Origin of the sequence: Billgrantia endophytica (genome assembly GCF_002879615.1) — a bacterium.
Classification (GTDB): domain Bacteria; phylum Pseudomonadota; class Gammaproteobacteria; order Pseudomonadales; family Halomonadaceae; genus Halomonas; species Halomonas endophytica.
The window spans coordinates 51,733-67,920 of sequence record NZ_PNRF01000027.1 but is presented as its reverse complement, the minus strand read 5'-3'; the positions used below and the strand labels follow the sequence as shown (position 1 = coordinate 67,920).

Genomic DNA, 16,188 nt, shown 5'->3' with positions numbered 1-16,188 from the left:
TGTATCTCTGAATCTGTATTGAATCCATGAACGGCCATAGCCTGTCAGAGCGCACCGACAGGAGATGCCGACATGACCCTCGAACGCCTTTTGCACCTGCTCCATTGGCTCAAGGCCCAGCAGCAACGCCATCGCTCGCGGCGCCAACTGCGCCACCTCGACGACCACCTGTTGGCTGACATCGGAATCGACCGGGCCACGGCCGAGCGCGAGGTATGCAAGCCGCTCTGGCAATGATTCACCGGCTTGTTGCCGGGAACCCGCGCTGGTCCATACTGCCGTAAGAAGAAGACAAGGATGCAACCGGGCAGACATGGAGGAAAGACGATGATAGAGATTCTACCGGCCCCCGAGTACGTGGCGGCGTTCCGCATATCGGGCACGCTGCGCGGCGAGGATTACGACGCGTTGATTCCCGAGATCGAGGCGAAGCTCGAGCACAACGAACATATCGGCGTGCTGGCCGACATGACGGAATTCGACCACATGACGGCCGGCGCCGTGCAGCGCGACCTGGCCTACGCCCTGAGCAAGCTGGGTGAGTACCACCGCTTCAAGCGCGCCGCGGTGATCGCCGACAAGCGCTGGATCGAGACCACGACCCGGCTTGCCGACAAGCTGTTCCCCCAGCTCGAGGCGCGGGTCTTCCACGCTGGGGAGCTGGAAGAGGCCATGCGCTGGGTCGCTGGCTTCAGGAGCGACTGATGGTCGGGGGGCTATGACTGCGCGGTGGCCGTGGTCCGCTCGCCCCGCCACTGGCGCAGCAGCCAGGCGAAGGCCAGCCCCAGGACCAGCAGCCACACTCCGGCCCCGGCCAGCAGCCATAGGCTATTCGCCAGGCGCAGCACCAGCCCGCCGAGGCTGACCCCCACCGACTGGCCGAGGAACAGGCAACCGGCGAACACGGCCATGGCCGTACCGCGAGCCGCGGGGGCCATCTGCGTGGCGTTGATCTGCAGGGTGCTGTGCATCATGTAGAAGCCCAGGCCGGCGGCAAAGGCACCGGCGGTGGCCGATACCGGCTGCTGGGCCACGGCCAGCCCGATGAAGCCGACTCCCATCAGCAGGCCGCCCCCGGCGGCCAGGCCCGGTTCGCCCAGGCGGGCCACCATCGGCCTGGCGAGAGCGGCGAAAATCAGCCCGCCCACGCCGAACAGCGCCACCATCAGCCCGGCCTGGGTCAGCGATACGCCAAGCCGTTCATACAGATGACTGGCGGCGAAGGCCAGGGCACCGAAGGCGGCGATGCCCTCGAGAAACACCAGCGCCAGGATGCGCCGGGCGCGGGCGATGAGCAGGATATCGCGCAACCGCGACACGAAGGCGACCTCGCCCTGCTCCGCCCCGAGGGGCGACAGGCCAGGCTGGCGATGAAGCGTCGACAGCAGCAGAGCCCCTGCCAGCAGGAACAGGGCGGTCAGCAGGAAGAAGGCGGCCTGCCAGCCCAGGGTATCGGCCAGCAAGCCACCGAGCACCTGACCCGTGATCAGGCCCATGACGGCACCCGACAGCATGTGGGCCAGGGTGACCTGGCGCTGGTCATAGGACACGTTGTCCCCCACCCAGGCCATGGAGAGCGGGATGATCGCCGCTGCCGTGGCACCGGTCAGGGTGCGGAACACCAGCAGCATCGACAGCGAACCGGACAGAGCCGAGCCCAGTGCGCCCAGTGCGCAGGCCACCGTTGCCAGCCCGATGACCCGGAGGGTGCCGTGGCGGTCGCCCAGAGGGCCATAGCAGAGCTGCATCAGGCCATAGGCGATGGCGAAGAAGGTGATGTTCTGCGCCACGTCGGCCACCGGGCGTTCGAAGGCGAGCGACAGTGCCGGCAGCATGGCATCGGTGACCCGCATGGAGGCCATGCTGGCGAAACCCGCCAGGGCCAGCAGCAGAATGATCCGTCGAGAGGGCGTCACCATGCGTCAGGTTTCCTGTCGTGCCGGGTCGGTTGCCGCCGCCCGTTGGGCCGGCCTCACCAGGCACAGGTAGCCAGCCACGGCGAGCAGCCCGCCCAGCGCGACGACCACCGCCATGGTGCGCGAGGTTCCGTCATGCATCTGGCCCACGGCGGCACCGACGACGGCGGCGATGGTCATCTGCAGGAAGCCGAATAGCGAGGATGCCGCACCGGCGCACTGGGGGTTGGGCGCCAAGGCGCCGGACATGGTCTGGGGCATCAGGATGCCCACACCGACCATGAACAGGATATGAGGGCCAACCACGGCTGCCGCATGGAACACGCCGGCCAGCGCCAGCAGGGCCATGATGCCGCCGCCCAGGGCGCACATCAGGGTGGCCCGATGAACCAGCCGGTCGCGTCCCAGCCGGTGGCTGTAGCGGCCGCTGAGCAGGGTGCCGGTGAAGAATCCCACCACGATCACGGTGAAGAACAGGCCGTACTGGAAGGGAGAAACGCCGAGAAACTCGATCAGCACGAACGACGAGCCGGAGAGATAGGCGAACAGGCCCGAGAAGGCGGCGGCGTTGGTCAGGGTATAACCCATGAAGCTGCGCTGGCCGAGCAACATGCGAAAGTTGGCGAGTATGGCCGCCGGGTGAATCGATTGGCGCCGGTCGAGGGGCAGCGGTTCCGGCAGCGCCAGGATCAATAAAGGCAGCATCACCGCGGCATACACCGCCAGCAGGATGAAGATCGACTCCCAGCCGAACATGAGCAGAAGACCGGCCCCGACGATGGGCGCCAGCGCCGGGGCCAGTGCCATGGTACTGGCCATGTAGGAGAGGATGCGCCCGGCCTCGATGGGGCCGTGTATGTCACGCACCGCGGCTCGCCCCAGCACCGGTCCGGCGGCACCGCCCAGGGCCTGCAGAAAGCGTCCCGCCAGCAGCCACTCGATGGTGGGGGCGAAGGCGCACAGCAGGCTGGCGACCAGGAACAGGCCGATGCCGACCACCATGACCGGCTTGCGGCCAAAGCGGTCGGAAAGCGGGCCGTACAGGAGCTGGGCCATGGCGAAGCCGGCCATATAGAGGCTCAGCGTCAGCTGCACCTGATCGGGGCCGGTGTCGAGCGCCTCGGCCATGGCCGGCATGGCGGGCAGGTACATGTCGGTGGCCAGCGGACCCAGCGCGGTCAGTGCCGCCAGTGTTACCACCGTGGCAGGGGACTTCAGCCTCAGCACATCGAGCTCTCCTCGGGAAGACGAACAACGACCAGCGGGCGCCGCTCCCCCGGCTCGGACCCGAGCATGGAGAGCGGCACCCGCTAGTCGTTAGCCTGCTTAATATAGCCTAAATGTCCCGGCGTTGCTCACCCCGCGTCCGGCTGCTCGCCCGGGGCGGCCTCGGCGAAGGCTTTCAGGCTGCGGCAGCGTTCGGTGATGCGCCGGATCGTCGAATATGGCGCGAGGTCGCACTCGAAGCGCTCGGCGTTGAATACCTGGGGCACCAGGCAAAGGTCCGCCAGGGTGGGCGTGTCGCCGTGGCAGAACACACCGGTGGCGGCTTCGCCCGCCAGCCGCGCCTCCAGGGCGGTGAAGCCCTCGGCGATCCAGTGGCGATACCACGCCAGCTTGGCGTCGTCGTCCAGCTTCAGTTCGTGGACCAGATACTTGAGCACCTTGAGGTTGTTGAGCGGGTGGATCTCGCAGGCGACGAGCTGCGCCAGCGAGCGTACCCGGGCGCGGCCTTCGGCGTCGGCCGGCAGCAGTGCCGGCTCGGGGTGGCGCTCGTCGAGGTATTCGCAGATCGCCAGCGACTGGGCCAGCCGGACGCCTTCGTCGGTCTCGAGTACCGGCACCAGCCCCTGGGGATTGCGGGCGAGATTCGCATCAAAGCGCTGTTCGCCCTTGACCAGATTGACCGGCACCTGGGCGTAGTCCAGCCCCTTGAGGTTGAGCGCGATGCGCACCCGATACGCCGCCGACGAGCGGAAATAACCGTATAGCGTCGTCATCGTTTTTCTCCGCTGGTTGCTTGGGTTTGCTTATTTGGGCTGGTACTTCACCACCTGCTGGTCGATGGCACCGAAGAGACTCTTGCCGTTACGGTCGAACATCTCGATGCGCACCCGGTCGCCGAAGCGCATGAAGGAGGTCTTGGCCTGGCCGTGCAGGATCTGCTCGACCATGCGTACCTCGGCCAGGCAGCTGTAGCCCACGCCGCCATCGGCGATCGGCTTGCCGGGGCCGCCGTCGGGGTCGGGGTTGGAGACGGTACCCGAGCCGACCACGGCGCCGGCACCCAGGTAACGGGTCCGGGCCGCATGGGCGACGAGCTGCGGGAAGCTGAAGACCATGTCGGGGCCGGCTTCCGGCTCGCCGAACGCCTCGCCGTTGAGGTGCACGGTGAGCGGCAGGTGGACGCGACCCTCCCGCCAGGCGTCACCCAGCTCGTCAGGCGTCACGCAGACCGGCGAGAAGCTGGAGGCCGGCTTGGCCTGGAAGAAGCCGAAGCCCTTGGCCAGCTCGCCGGGAATCAGGCCGCGCAGGCTGACGTCGTTGACCAGCATGATCAGCTTGATGTGGCCGGCGGCCTGCTCCGGCGTCACTGCCATGGGCACGTCGTCGGTGATCACCGCGATCTCGCCCTCGAAGTCGATGCCGTGCTCCTCGCTGACCGCCTCGATGTCCTCGGTGGGGGCCAGGAAACGGTCGCCGCCACCCTGGTACATCAGCGGGTCGGTCCAGAAGGTTTCGGGCATCTCGGCGTTGCGCGCCTGGCGCACCAGCTTGACGTGGTTGAGGTAGGCGGAACCGTCGGCCCAGTGATAGCTGCGCGGCAGCGGCGAGTGCAGCTTGCTCTGGTCGAGGTCGAAGGCGCCCTTGGCCTGGTCGTCGTTGAGCCGGGCGTAGAGGGCTTCCAGCCTGGGGGCGAGCGCGTCCCAGTTCTCGATCGCCTGCTGCAGGGTGGGGGCGATGTCGGTGGCACGCACGGCCCGGGCCAGGTCGCGGGAGACCACGATCAGTTCGCCGTCGCGGCCGTTCTTGAGTGTGGCGAGTTTCATAGTCGTTCAATCCTTGTCGTCAGGGGGTCGACGTGAATCCGATTACGGCGTTCTGCGGTATCAGGCCTGGTTCGGGTCGAAGTGCGAGCGCAGGGTCGACCAGACGTCGGCGTAATCGCGCTGGCGAATGTCGGCGTTCAGGGCCGCCTCGGTCGGATGGTAGACGTAGCGGCTCTCGAACATGAAGGCCAGGGTATCGTCCAGACGCTGCGGCGTCAGTTCGGCGGCACTGGCCTTCTCGAAGGTATCGGCATCCGGCCCGTGGGGCGACATGCAGTTGTGCAGGCTGGCGCCGCCTGGCAGAAAGCCTTCCGCCTTGGCATCGTACTCGCCATGAATCAATCCCATGAATTCGCTCATCAGGTTGCGATGGAAGTAGGGCGGGCGGAAGGTGCCCTCGGCCACCATCCAGCGCGGTGGAAAGATCACGAAGTCCAGGTTGGCCATTCCCGGGGTGTCGGAGGCCGAGGTCAGCACGGTGAAGATCGACGGGTCGGGATGGTCGAAGCTCACCGTGTTGATGGTGTTGAAGTGGGACAGGTTGTATTTGTACGGCGCATAGTTGCCGTGCCAGGCCACCACGTCCAGCGGCGAGTGATCCAGCCGGGTTTCCCAGAAGCGACCGGAGAACTTGGCCACCAGCGAGAAGTCGCCGGTGAGATTCTCGTAGGTCGCCACCGGGCTCTGGAAATCCCGCGGGTTGGCCAGGCCATTGGCGCCGATGGGGCCGAGGCCCGGCAATTCCAGTGGGCTGCCGTAGTTCTCGCAGATATAGCCGCGGGCCGCGTCCGAACCTTGAGCCAGACGCACCTGGAACTTGATACCACGCGGGATCACGGCGATCTCACCGCCCTGCACCTGCAGCTCACCCAGCTCGGTGCGCAAACGCAGGGTGCCGAGCTGCGGCACGATCAGCAGTTCACCATCGGCGTTATAGAAGAAACGCCCGGTCATGTCCCGGTTGAAGGCGTAGACGTGCACGCCACAGCCGGCCTGGGCGCCGGCGTCGCCGTTGACCGCCACGGTGAGCAGGCTGTCGATGAAGTCGGTGGGCGTATCGGAGATCGGCAACGGGTCCCAGCGCATCTGGTTGGGATCGGCGGCGGGCTTCGCCAGCGGTGCGGTGGCCACTCCCTCGATCGTCAACGGCCGGTAGGCGCTCTGCGCCACCGAAGGACGGATGCGATAGAGCCAACTGCGCAGGTTCTGATGGCGCGGCGCGGTGAAAGCCGAGCCGGTGTACTGTTCGGCATAGAGGCCGTAGGCGCAGCGCTGCGGTGAGTTCCGCCCCGCCGGCAGGGCACCGGGCAGTGCCTCGCTGACGAAGTGGTTGCGAAAACCGCTCTGGTACTCGAGAGCCTCGGATGTCATGGGAATATCCTCTTTACATTGACTGCCTGTGATCCAGGGCATTATCCGTGCCGCCGCCGGGCCTCTGGCGCGGCGGCCTGTGCGGCGATTTCCAGCGCTTCTTCGAGCACCTGTTGATCACCGATGTGGTTGGCCAGCAGCAGGATCAGTCGGGCGTTGATGCGCTCGCTCTGCTCGTCGCCGCACTCGCGGTGGGCGGCGGCAAGGGCGGCGTAGAAGGCGTCCGGGTCGGTGAAGTTGGGGTTCAGCTCAAGCCGTGGCATGGCGGTCTCCCTGGTTGTCGGGGCGATATTCGGAAACGGCGGCAAGGTTGGCGCCCAGGGCGCGGTCCATTGCCGCGCCGACTGCCATGGCCGAGACGTCGGGCCAGCGGGCGGTCACATACTGGTCGGGGCGCAGCAGGTAGCCGGCACCGGCACTCAGGCCGTAGCGTTCGCCGATCAGGTTCTCGGCATCCTCGACCATGGTGCTGCGTGGTAGCTCGGACAGGACGTGTGGCGCCGGTCCGACCACCACCAGGCCCAGGTCGTCCCTTTCGTCCAGCAGCGCTTGCAGCTCGCTGCGAAGTGCCTCGGCCCGGGCGGTATCGACACGGCCGTCGAGCAGCAGGACGAAGCGGTCGCCGAGCTGATTGAGCAGCCAGGCGTCCTTGCCGTCGAGTCGCACCGGGGCGTCCTTGGCAGGGCTGCCGGGTCGCAGCTCCAGCGGAAAGCCCTCGGAGCCTTCGCCATTGAGGGGAGAATCGTCGTAGCGACAGGGCACCGACAGTCGGCCGCTGTTCACCAGGCTGCGGGCGAAGGGATAGTGCTCGGCCAGCCCCAGGGCGGTATCGCGGAATACGCGGCTGATGCGGCTCTTGGGCGTGATGAAGTCGGTGGCGCGGGTCGAGTTGAGGATGTTCTCGGCGGCACCTTGCTGGCGCTCGTCGTTGTAGGTGGCGAGCAGCGCTTCGGGGGCCTGACCCTTGACTACCCGGGCCAGCTTCCAGGCCAGGTTCTCGGTGCTCTGCAGGGCGCCATTGGCGCCGCGGGCACCGAAGGGCGAAACCTGGTGGGCGGCATCACCCATGAAGAACACCCGGTTGTGGATGTAGTCGTCCATCTTGCGGCAGCGGAAGGTATAGACGCTGGCCCATTCCAGGTCGAACTCCGCTCCCTCGCCGAGCATCGCCTGCACCCGGGAACGAATGTTCTCTTCCTTCTTTTCCTCCTCCGGATCGGCGTCCCAACCCAGTTGGAAGTCGATGCGCCAGACGTTGTCCGGCTGCCGATGGAGCAGCACCGACTGGTCGGGATGGAAGGGTGGGTCGAACCAGAACCAGCGCTCGGTGGGAAACTCGGCCTTCATCACCACGTCGGCGATCAGGAAGCGATCCTGGAAGACCTGACCCTTGCTCTCCAGCCCCAGCATGTCGCGAATCCTGCTGTTGGCGCCGTCGGCCACCAGCAGGTAGTCGCAGGCAAGGCGGTAGTCGCCGTCGTCGGTGGAAACCGTGACCCGGGTGCGCTCGGCCAGGCTCTCCACCTCGGTGACCTTGTGCTTCCAGCGCAGGTCGATCCGGTCGGCGAGCTCGTTGGCACGATCGACCAGGTACTCCTCGAAGTAGTATTGCTGCAGGTTGATGAAGGCCGGCATGCGGTGGCCCTCCTCCGGCAGCAGGTCGAAGTCGTAGACCTCCCGCTCCTGGAAGAAGACGCGGCCATGTCGCCAGGTCACGCCCTTGTCGACCATCGGCTGGCCGCAGCCCAGGCGGTCGAGTATTTCCAGCGTGCGCTTGGCGAAGCAGATGGCCCGGGACCCGACGCTGACGGTGTTGTTGTCGTCGAGCGCCACGCTGTCGATGCCCTGCCGGGCCAGGTCGATGGCCATGGCCAGGCCGGTGGGGCCGGCGCCGACGATCACCACCGGGCAGTGGCGTACGCCGTCACGGTCGAGCTCCGGCGGACGGTGATAGGGGTAGACGGGATTGTTGTAGGTGCTGGGCATGGCTCCTCCGACTGCGGCTGTTTCGGGGCAGGCCTCCACGAAGGCGCTGTGAACCCTTCCCCGGGAAAGGCCTTCGCTGCGACCTGCCCCGGCGCCACTCGCCAGGTTTGGAAATGACGTTTTACTGGTTCTCGACGACGTCCTGCAGCGAGTGCCACATCTGGGTATCGCGCTCGGCGGTCCAGATGCGCGGGTCGGGATACTCGCCGCCGGCCTCGTCATAGCAGCGGGTGATGTCGAAGGGCACGCAGTGGTCGAAGATGACCCAGTGGCCGTACCTGGGTTTCAGCAGGGCATAGGTTTCGGCATAGCACTCGGAGAGCGACTTGCCGGCGGCCTTGCCGGCCTTGACGCTCTGGTACATGTCGGCGAGGAAGTCACGGGTGCCCTGGATCGCTTCCTGGCATTGCTTGGAAGACTGCAGGGCATCGCCCCGCCCCGGCACCAGCTTCTGCGGGTCCATCGCCTGCAGGCGGTCCAGGGTGGCCGGCCAGTCCTCGTGATAGGCGTCGCCGGTGTAGGGGGTGGCGCCGTATTCGACCAGGTCGCCGGAGAACATCACCTTCTCCTCGGGCAGCCAGACGATGGTGTCGCCCTTGGTGTGGCCGCGCCCCAGGTGGATGATGCGCACTTCGCGCTTGCCCATGAACACCGTCAGTTCCTTCTGGAAGACGATGGTCGGCCAGGTCAGGCCGGGCACGGAGTCCACGCCCCGGAACAGGCGTGGGAAGCGGCCGACCTCGGACTCGTAGTCCTGCTGGCCGCGCTCGACGATCAGGTCGTAGGTGTTCTGGCTGGCGTAGATGTTCTCGGCATCGTAGGCGGAGGCGCCCAGCACGCGCACGGCGTGGTAGTGGGTCATCACCACGTGCTTGATCGGCAGGTCGGTGACCTCGCGTATCCGGCGAATCACGTCCTGGGCCATGATCGGTGTCGCCTGGGTGTCGATCACCATCACGCTGTCGTCGCCGATGACGATGCCGGTGTTGGGATCACCTTCGGCGGTGTAGGCGTAGAGGCCTTCGGCCAGCTTGGTGAAGCTGATCTGCTTCTCTTCGGTATCGGCGTGTGAGGCGAACGTCTTGCTCATGATTCCTCCAATGTCGTCGGGGCGCCAGAACCAGGCGATGACGGCGGCTGGCTTGGGGCTGGCTTGCTGGATGCTCGGAGCATAGTTGCTGTTGAAACTAGTTGTCCAGCAAACCACGGACCAGTTTCACAAGCAAGCCGGACAGAAGTGAGAGAAGATTGCTTAAGATCATGGATTTATTGCCTTTTTGCGACTTAAGTCTAATGCAATTTTCTATCAAATTAGTTGCAGGAGAGATTAACTGGCGGCATGGTGACAGCGGCAGAACGCATTTGGCTGAGCTCTCACGCCCCGTCCCGGCGGGAGCCCGGCCCAGAACACAACAATGTCGGTGCGATATTGCCCGCCCCGTGACGATGTAGGAGCACACCATGAAAACAGCCAATCGCCTGATGATCGGCGCCGTGGCGGCGCTCGGCTTCGGTTTCAGCACGCCGCTGCTGGCCCAGACAACCATTACCGTCAGCACCTGGGGTGGCCCTAATCACGGCATCAATACCATGGTCTGGCCGACCTGGAAGGCGTGGGTCGAAGAGGCCACCGAAGGTCGCGTGACCGTGGATGTGGTGCACGACATGGGCCCCCCGGCGGCACAGATGGAAATCGTCGCCGATGGCATTGCCGATGCCAGCTGGATCTTCCACGGTCACATGTCCGGCCGCTTCGAGCTGACCAAGCTGCCGGAATTCCCCACCTTCGAGGCGTTCTCCTCCGAAGCGGCCTCGGCCGCCTACTGGCGCACCTATCAGGAATATCTGGCCCAGGCGGAGGAGCATCGTGGTATCGATGTCATGGCCATGGGCGTGCACGGCCCGGGCCAGATCTTCACCCGTGACCAGGTCGACAACCTGGATGACCTCACTGGCCAGCGGTTGCGGGTCGGCGGCGGGGTGATGACCAGCCTGGCCAGTGCCATGAACGTTTCCGGCGTGGCGATGCCGCCCACCAGCGTCTATGAAGGCGCCTCCCAAGGCGTCATCGACGGCGCCATGCTGACCCTGGAGGGGCTGCGCAGCTTCCGCGTGGCCGAGGTCCTGCCCCACACCTTGTCGGTGGATGGCGGTTTCTATCGTGGCAGCTTCGCCATCGTGATGAATCCCATGCTCTGGGATCAGATCTCTCCCGAGGACCGCGAGGCGATCGAGCGGGTCTCCGGCGAGGATCTGTCGCGCCTGTTCGGCTACATGATGGACACCATGGATGAGCGCGGCGTGGCCTTTGCCGAGGAGCGGGGCAGCACCTTCACCCAGGCTTCGGAAGAGGACATCGAGACACTGCGTGATGTGACCGTCGATCTCATCGCGGAGTGGGCGGCCTCCGTGGAGGACCGTGGTGTGGACGCCGCAGCGGCGCTCGAGCACTTCCGCGAGCAGCTGGCCCTGGCCGCTGAAGGCGACCGAATCGCTGATCGCGTCGTGCAGCAGTAATCTTTCCAACCGGAGTCTGGACCATGGCGATCTCGTCGACGTTATGGCTGAAGGTCGGCCGTGCCATGCAGCTGGGGCTGGAGGGGGTGGCGGGTGCCACTCTCTTCGCCATGATGCTGCTGACCACGGCGGACGTGACCGGCCGCTATTTCTTCAACTCGCCGATCCTGGGAACCGTCGAACTGACCCAGCTGATGCTGGCGGCAGTGGTGTTCCTGTCGCTGCCAGTGGTGTGCTGGCGCGAGGAGCATGTCAGCATCGACCTGCTCGACAGCGTGTTTCCGACCGGGCTGATCTGGATCCGCCAGGTGATCGTCAACCTGATCGTCACCGGGGCGCTGTGGGTCATGGCCCGTCGGGTCTGGGCACTGGGCGAACGGGCCATGGAGTGGGGCGACGTGACCGAATTTCTACGCATCCCCAATGGTTACCTGGTTTTCCTGATGTCCATCATGCTGGCCGTGTCGGCGCTGCTGACCCTGGGCCGAGCCGTGCTCTACTTTCTGGAGGGCATCAAGGTGGTCAAGCGTGGTGGTCCGCTGAGCAAGGGAGGCGACAATGACTGAAGCGCTCTACGGCTTCGCCGCCCTGCTGTTCCTGGCGTTTCTGCGGGTGCCCCTGGCCTTCGCCATGGGGATCGTCGGCTTTGTCGGCTTCTACTACCTCACCGGCAACTGGAATGCGGCCGAAGCCATGGCGGCACGACGCGTGGTGGATACCGCCATGGACTACGGCCTGTCGGTGATCCCGCTGTTCATCCTGATGGGCAACCTGGTCTCCCACGCCGGGCTGTCGGACGCGCTGTTCCGGGCCTCGAACGGTTTCCTTGGCCATCGCAAGGGAGGCCAGGCGATGGCCACCATCGTTGCCTGCGGCGGCTTCAGCGCCATTTGCGGTTCGAGCCTGGCCACTTGCGCCACCATGGGTCGGGTCGCCATGCCACAGATGCGCAAGTACGGCTACAAGGATTCGCTGGCCTCGGCGTCGATCGCCGCCGGTGGCACCCTGGGCATACTGATCCCGCCCAGTGTGATGCTGGTGATCTACGGCATCCTCACCGAGACCAGCATCCGCGAGCTGTTCGCCGCGGGCTTCATTCCCGGCATGCTGGGCATCGTGCTCTACCTGGGAGCGGTGAAGTGGGTGATATGGCGCGACCCGGATGCGGGTCCCGCCGGCGCGAGGGTGCCCTGGCCCGAGCGGATGGTCGCGCTGAAGAGCGTGAGTAGCACCCTGGCGCTGTTCGTACTGGTGATCGGCGGTATCTACCTGGGCGTGTTCACACCTACCGAAGCGGCGGGCATCGGCGCCATGGGTGCCTTCGTCATCGCCCTGTGGCGCCGGGCCCTGACGCCGCAGGTACTGATGAACGTGCTGATGGATACCGTGCGCACCACCGCCATGCTGTTCGCCGTGGTGCTCACGGCACTCATCTTCGCCAACTTCATCAACCGGGCCGGCCTGCCCAACGACCTGCTGATGTTCGTCAACAGTATGGACATCTCACCCTTCATGGTGATTCTCGTGATCCTGGCGATCTACATGTTGCTGGGCTGCGTGTTCGAGAGCATGTCGATGATGCTGTTGACGGTGCCGGTGTTCTTTCCGGTGGTGGCGGGTCTCGGTTACGATCTGGTGTGGTTCGGGATCCTGGTGGTGATCATGATCGAGATCAGCCTGATCACGCCGCCGGTGGGGATGAACGTGTTCGTATTGCGAGCAGTGTTGCCGGACGTGAGCACGGGGTCGATCTTCCGCGGTGTGACGCCATTCTGGTTTGCCGGCATGGCCCGTGCGTTGCTGGTGCTGGTGCTTCCGGGTATCGTGCTGTTCCTGCCACGGCTGCTTTACTGATTTTTCATACCAAGCGTGGGTGAGGAGGGCTGTGATGAACAGGGAAGATACCCAAGCTGATTCAGCCAGGGATGGCACTGCAAGCCCGGGCGAGCTGTCGACGAAACCCGAGCTGGACCTCGATCAGTTCCTTCCCTATCGGCTCAACAGCCTGGCGGACCGTATCAGTCAGGCCTTGGCGCAGCTCTATGAGGAGCGCTATCAGCTCAACATCGCCCAGTGGAGGGTACTGGCCTGGCTCAGTCATTGCGACGAGTTGACCGCCAAGAAGGTCTGTACCTACACCAACATGGACAAGGCCCGCGTCTCGCGGGCGATCCAGGCGTTGGAGGAGCGTGGCCTGATCACCCGGACACCGTCGCCACGAGACCAGCGGCTGCATGACCTGCATCTGACCGCCGCCGGCCAGGCGATGCTCGCCGAGCTGATTCCCGAGGCGCAGGCCTGGGAGGCGGAGCTGGTCGCGACTCTGACCGCTGGCGAATACCGGGATCTGCTCAACGTGATGCGCAAGCTCGAGCGGCAACTGGAGCGAATTGGCTGATCCGTCTTGCCATCTCTACGCCACGTCTAGACTCGCACCCTGAGCCGGGAACCCTGGATTCGCTGCTGGCGGTACCAGAGCGGCAAGCACGCCCTGGCGAGTGTGCATCAGGCTTCCGTCTTCCTATCGACCACCGGTACCTGGCCGCCGATGCGGGCGGTGATCTCCGCGGCGGTTTCGCGTACCAGTTCGCCAAGAGCCACCAGGCGGGATTCGGGAATGCGGGCCACCGGGCCGGAAACCGAAATGGCCGCCAGCGGCGTACCGTACTCGTTGTGCACGCAGGCGGCAACGCAGTGCAGCCCGATGGCATGCTCCTCGCGGTCGCAGGCGTAGCCCTGCCGGCGTATTTCGGCCAGACCGGCGCGCAGGGACTCGGGCGTGTGCAGGGTATTTTCGGTCACGCGGGCCAGGCCTCGCTCGGCCAGCACGCGTTCGAATTCGTCATCGGGGAGCCAGGCCATCAGCGCCTTGCCGACGCCCGAGGCGTGCAGGGGCGCCCGGGAGCCGAGGCGGGTGATCATGCGCATCATCTGCGGTGATTCGCTCTGGGCCAGGAACACGGCCGTTGCACCGTCGCGGATGCCCAGGTTGGCGGTCTCGCCGGTCTGGGCGGTCAGGCGGCGCAGGAAAGGGCGACTGGTGGCCACGAAGTCCCGGGCTTCCAGGAAGCTGTTGCCGATACGGAAGGTCTTGACGTCGACCTTCCACACGGCAAGTTCGGTATCCTGGGTGATGAAGCCCTGGCTCTGCAGCGCCTGCAGCAGGCGATGGGTGGTGGAGGGGGCCAGCTCTACCATCTCGGCCAGTTCGGACAGGGCCAGGCCGCCCGGTGTTGCCGCCAGCCGTTCGAGCAGAGTGAGCCCTCGCACCAGCGACTGGCTGTGGCCACTCGTACTCTTGCCGGGGCCTGGCGGCCGTCCCGCCGTTCTGCGTTTCACTTCACTCACCTGCGTTTTCTCCAATCCTGTGGTGGGCCTTTGTTTGGCGAGTATCAGCCAGGGCCCGGTCTGTCTCTGGCACGAGAGCAGCCATCAGGATACCCGCTTCGTTTTACCTTGTCGCGGGGGCGGAAATGCCTTCCATTTGCCTGTTCGCTCCCGCTTTCTGGCTGCCCCTCAGCGATGCCGCCAGTTCGGGTCGCGCTTCTCGAGGAAGGCTTCGATGCCCTCGGCCACGTCCTCGGCCATCATGTTGCAGGCCATGGCGTCGCCGGCAAAGGCATAGGCTTCGTCCAGCGGCATCTGCAGTTGGCGCTGGAACATGGCCTTGCCGGCCCGCACCGCTGCGCCGCTCTTGGCACAAAGACTGGCGGTGAGGACGCCCAAGGCCTGGTCGAGCTGATCGTCATCGGCGACCCGGTTGACCAGACCCCAGTCCAGTGCCTGCTCGGCATCGATGAACTCCCCGGTAAAGAGCATTTCGAGAGCACGCTTGCGCCCCACGTTGCGGCTCAAGGCGACTGCCGGGGTGGAACAGAACAGCCCCACGTTGATGCCCGATACGGCAAAACGGGCCGAGCGCGCCGCCACGGCCAGGTCGCAGCTCGCCACCAACTGACAGCCGGCGGCCGTAGCCAGGCCCTGCACCCTGGCGATTACCGGTACCGGCAGGGCGACGATCTGCTGCATCACCTCGCCGCAGCGGGCGAACAGCGTCTGGTAGTAGGCTTTATCGGCCTTGGCATGCATTTGCTTGAGGTCATGGCCGGCACAGAAGGCGCGACCCTCGGCGGCGATCACCACGCAGCGTACCGACTCGTCCGCCGTTAGCCGGGCGAGCTCGCCATTCAATGCATCGAGCATCTCTTCCGAGAGTGCGTTGAACTGGCGAGGGCGACTCATGGTCAGCGTGGCGACGCCATCGTCGTCGTGGCGAACCAGCGGGCGTTCATCATCGGAAGTGTGCATTGGATCGATTCCTTGCAGGAAAATTTGCCGTCACCAGACTAGCCCGTCATGGGCGGATTTCGTGGGGCCTGCGACCAAAGATGGTTTTAGAGGCTGTCGTGGCTTCCAATATCCGAAGTTTCGCGCACCGCCTTGAGCCGTGCGAGGCGATCACCGAACAGGTAGGCACCCAGCGCCACCAGAATCAGGAAAGCACCCAGCAGCATCGAGGCCGAGGGCTGCTCCTGGTTCAGGACCATGCCCAGGCCGAGCGCCAGCACCGGGGTGATCAGGGTCACCAGCGCAACGGTGGCGGCGGGCAGGCGCGAGAGAATCAGGTAGTAACAGAGGAAACCCAGCAGCGAGCCGAACAGGGCGAGATAGAGCACCGCCCAAAGGCCGCGGGTGGTCAATGGCACGGCGTAGGATTCGCCGCTGGCAAGCCACAGTATGAAGAAGCAGGGCAGGCTGAGCGCCAGCGCGCCCAGTGTCTGCTCCAGTGGCTCGAGCCCGGCGGCAACCCGCTGAACGGCGATCCCGCTGCCGCTGAACAGCGTCACGCCCGCCAGCATCATGGCCAGTGCCGTGAGTTGGTCGGTACCCAGCATCAGGCTATCGGCGAACACCACGGCAAGTCCCACTACGCCAAGCCCGCAGCCGATCCAGTGCCAGCGCCTGAGTTTCGTCGCCCCTGGCAGCATCTGCATGATCAGTCCCGAGATCAATGGCGCCATGCCGAACATCACCGACATCAATCCCGACGGCAGCGTCATGGACGCGTGGTAACTCAACGCCATGGCGCCGAATACCCCGGGCACTGCGGCACCGTAGCTCTTCATGGCAGTGAGATCGAGACGGAACCACCGACGGTGCAGCACCAGGGTGATGGCCATTCCTGCCAGAAAGGCGATCAGCATGCGCAGCACCACGCTGCCTACCGGTGCCCCGGCTTCGGCGCTCCATTTTATGGTCAGTGGGGTGGTGGCCCATACCAGCACCACGATCAGGTAGGCGACTCCGGTAGGCATGCAAGCGTCTCTGTTCTTGCCCGCAGGCAGGAT

Annotated in this window: 17 protein-coding genes; 6 read left to right on the top strand and 11 right to left on the bottom strand. The window is 65.3% G+C overall.

The genetic code is table 11. The features are described 5' to 3' along the window. Nucleotides 1-72: 72 nt before the first annotated feature. Nucleotides 73-237 carry a DUF1127 domain-containing protein gene (locus C1H69_RS12360; protein ID WP_102653714.1) on the top strand — a complete coding sequence of 55 codons (165 nt, stop codon included), beginning with the start codon at nucleotides 73-75 and terminating at the stop codon, nucleotides 235-237. A 90-nt stretch (nucleotides 238-327) separates the two neighbouring features. Beyond that, entirely contained in the window at nucleotides 328-705 is a 378-nt protein-coding gene (locus C1H69_RS12355; RefSeq protein WP_165789472.1) for a SpoIIAA family protein, read from the top strand. Nucleotides 706-716: 11 nt separating this feature from the next. Here C1H69_RS12355 and C1H69_RS12350 read toward each other — a convergent pair whose 3' ends face one another. The 8 genes from C1H69_RS12350 to C1H69_RS12315 all read right to left on the bottom strand — a co-directional run bounded on the left by C1H69_RS12350 (nucleotide 717) and on the right by C1H69_RS12315 (nucleotide 9,413). After that, complete coding sequence (locus C1H69_RS12350; protein WP_102653712.1) at nucleotides 717-1,919, bottom strand: MFS transporter; 1,203 nt, start codon at nucleotides 1,917-1,919, stop codon at nucleotides 717-719. 3 nt (nucleotides 1,920-1,922) lie between these two features. Continuing rightward, nucleotides 1,923-3,143 (bottom strand): multidrug effflux MFS transporter, encoded by a 1,221-nt coding sequence (locus tag C1H69_RS12345; protein ID WP_102653711.1) that lies wholly within the window; start codon nucleotides 3,141-3,143, stop codon nucleotides 1,923-1,925. Between the two features lie 128 nt (nucleotides 3,144-3,271). Next, nucleotides 3,272-3,916, bottom strand: coding sequence for a maleylacetoacetate isomerase (gene maiA, locus C1H69_RS12340; protein WP_102653710.1), 645 nt, complete (start codon nucleotides 3,914-3,916; stop codon nucleotides 3,272-3,274). Between the two features lie 30 nt (nucleotides 3,917-3,946). Then, nucleotides 3,947-4,966 carry a fumarylacetoacetate hydrolase family protein gene (locus C1H69_RS12335; RefSeq protein WP_102653709.1) on the bottom strand — a complete coding sequence of 340 codons (1,020 nt, stop codon included), beginning with the start codon at nucleotides 4,964-4,966 and terminating at the stop codon, nucleotides 3,947-3,949. A 60-nt stretch (nucleotides 4,967-5,026) separates the two neighbouring features. After that, on the bottom strand, nucleotides 5,027-6,337 hold the full coding sequence (gene hmgA, locus C1H69_RS12330; protein WP_102653708.1) for a homogentisate 1,2-dioxygenase: 1,311 nt from the start codon (nucleotides 6,335-6,337) through the stop codon (nucleotides 5,027-5,029). Between the two features lie 41 nt (nucleotides 6,338-6,378). Continuing rightward, nucleotides 6,379-6,600 (bottom strand): DUF2783 domain-containing protein, encoded by a 222-nt coding sequence (locus C1H69_RS12325; RefSeq protein WP_102653707.1) that lies wholly within the window; start codon nucleotides 6,598-6,600, stop codon nucleotides 6,379-6,381. After that, on the bottom strand, nucleotides 6,587-8,323 hold the full coding sequence (locus C1H69_RS12320) for an FAD-dependent oxidoreductase (protein ID WP_102653706.1): 1,737 nt from the start codon (nucleotides 8,321-8,323) through the stop codon (nucleotides 6,587-6,589). Before C1H69_RS12320 ends, C1H69_RS12325 begins: the two co-directional genes overlap by 14 nt. A gap of 121 nt (nucleotides 8,324-8,444) precedes the next feature. Continuing rightward, on the bottom strand, nucleotides 8,445-9,413 hold the full coding sequence (locus C1H69_RS12315; protein WP_102653705.1) for an MBL fold metallo-hydrolase: 969 nt from the start codon (nucleotides 9,411-9,413) through the stop codon (nucleotides 8,445-8,447). Between the two features lie 371 nt (nucleotides 9,414-9,784). Between C1H69_RS12315 and C1H69_RS12310 the strand changes: the two genes are divergently transcribed. Genes C1H69_RS12310 through C1H69_RS12295 form a run of 4 tightly spaced genes read left to right on the top strand, consistent with a single transcriptional unit; the run spans nucleotide 9,785 to nucleotide 13,238 of the window. After that, nucleotides 9,785-10,840 carry a TRAP transporter substrate-binding protein gene (locus C1H69_RS12310; protein WP_102653704.1) on the top strand — a complete coding sequence of 352 codons (1,056 nt, stop codon included), beginning with the start codon at nucleotides 9,785-9,787 and terminating at the stop codon, nucleotides 10,838-10,840. Nucleotides 10,841-10,863: 23 nt separating this feature from the next. Continuing rightward, nucleotides 10,864-11,406, top strand: coding sequence for a TRAP transporter small permease (locus C1H69_RS12305; RefSeq protein ID WP_102653703.1), 543 nt, complete (start codon nucleotides 10,864-10,866; stop codon nucleotides 11,404-11,406). Next, the gene (locus C1H69_RS12300) at nucleotides 11,399-12,694 is read left to right on the top strand and encodes a TRAP transporter large permease (protein WP_102653702.1); all 1,296 of its coding nucleotides are present in this window, start codon (nucleotides 11,399-11,401) and stop codon (nucleotides 12,692-12,694) included. The genes C1H69_RS12305 and C1H69_RS12300 overlap by 8 nt, the downstream gene beginning before the upstream one ends. A 34-nt stretch (nucleotides 12,695-12,728) precedes the next feature. Next, complete coding sequence (locus C1H69_RS12295) at nucleotides 12,729-13,238, top strand: MarR family winged helix-turn-helix transcriptional regulator (protein ID WP_102653701.1); 510 nt, start codon at nucleotides 12,729-12,731, stop codon at nucleotides 13,236-13,238. Between the two features lie 107 nt (nucleotides 13,239-13,345). Here the strand turns inward: C1H69_RS12295 and C1H69_RS12290 are convergent, their stop codons facing one another. The 3 genes from C1H69_RS12290 to C1H69_RS12280 form a co-directional block, all read right to left on the bottom strand. Next, nucleotides 13,346-14,188: an IclR family transcriptional regulator gene (locus tag C1H69_RS12290; RefSeq protein WP_102653700.1), complete on the bottom strand. Its 843-nt coding sequence runs from the start codon at nucleotides 14,186-14,188 to the stop codon at nucleotides 13,346-13,348. Between the two features lie 168 nt (nucleotides 14,189-14,356). Then, entirely contained in the window at nucleotides 14,357-15,148 is a 792-nt protein-coding gene (locus tag C1H69_RS12285) for an enoyl-CoA hydratase (RefSeq protein ID WP_102653699.1), read from the bottom strand. Between the two features lie 86 nt (nucleotides 15,149-15,234). Further along, nucleotides 15,235-16,155, bottom strand: a complete 921-nt coding sequence (locus C1H69_RS12280; protein WP_102653698.1) for a DMT family transporter — start codon at nucleotides 16,153-16,155, stop codon at nucleotides 15,235-15,237. Nucleotides 16,156-16,188 lie beyond the last annotated feature (33 nt).

Excerpts from the sequence above, each read along its gene's own strand:
- C1H69_RS12300 (WP_102653702.1), top strand. The coding sequence starts at position 11,399 with ATGACTGAAGCGCTCTACGGCTTCGCCGCCCTGCTGTTCCTGGCGTTT.
- hmgA (WP_102653708.1), bottom strand. The coding sequence starts at position 6,337 with ATGACATCCGAGGCTCTCGAGTACCAGAGCGGTTTTCGCAACCACTTC.
- C1H69_RS12360 (WP_102653714.1), top strand. The coding sequence starts at position 73 with ATGACCCTCGAACGCCTTTTGCACCTGCTCCATTGGCTCAAGGCCCAG.
- C1H69_RS12280 (WP_102653698.1), bottom strand. The coding sequence starts at position 16,155 with ATGCCTACCGGAGTCGCCTACCTGATCGTGGTGCTGGTATGGGCCACC.
- C1H69_RS12355 (WP_165789472.1), top strand. The coding sequence starts at position 328 with ATGATAGAGATTCTACCGGCCCCCGAGTACGTGGCGGCGTTCCGCATA.
- C1H69_RS12305 (WP_102653703.1), top strand. The coding sequence starts at position 10,864 with ATGGCGATCTCGTCGACGTTATGGCTGAAGGTCGGCCGTGCCATGCAG.
- C1H69_RS12335 (WP_102653709.1), bottom strand. The coding sequence starts at position 4,966 with ATGAAACTCGCCACACTCAAGAACGGCCGCGACGGCGAACTGATCGTG.
- C1H69_RS12310 (WP_102653704.1), top strand. The coding sequence starts at position 9,785 with ATGAAAACAGCCAATCGCCTGATGATCGGCGCCGTGGCGGCGCTCGGC.
- C1H69_RS12285 (WP_102653699.1), bottom strand. The coding sequence starts at position 15,148 with ATGCACACTTCCGATGATGAACGCCCGCTGGTTCGCCACGACGACGAT.
- C1H69_RS12295 (WP_102653701.1), top strand. The coding sequence starts at position 12,729 with ATGAACAGGGAAGATACCCAAGCTGATTCAGCCAGGGATGGCACTGCA.
- C1H69_RS12325 (WP_102653707.1), bottom strand. The coding sequence starts at position 6,600 with ATGCCACGGCTTGAGCTGAACCCCAACTTCACCGACCCGGACGCCTTC.
- C1H69_RS12315 (WP_102653705.1), bottom strand. The coding sequence starts at position 9,413 with ATGAGCAAGACGTTCGCCTCACACGCCGATACCGAAGAGAAGCAGATC.
- C1H69_RS12320 (WP_102653706.1), bottom strand. The coding sequence starts at position 8,323 with ATGCCCAGCACCTACAACAATCCCGTCTACCCCTATCACCGTCCGCCG.
- maiA (WP_102653710.1), bottom strand. The coding sequence starts at position 3,916 with ATGACGACGCTATACGGTTATTTCCGCTCGTCGGCGGCGTATCGGGTG.
- C1H69_RS12350 (WP_102653712.1), bottom strand. The coding sequence starts at position 1,919 with ATGGTGACGCCCTCTCGACGGATCATTCTGCTGCTGGCCCTGGCGGGT.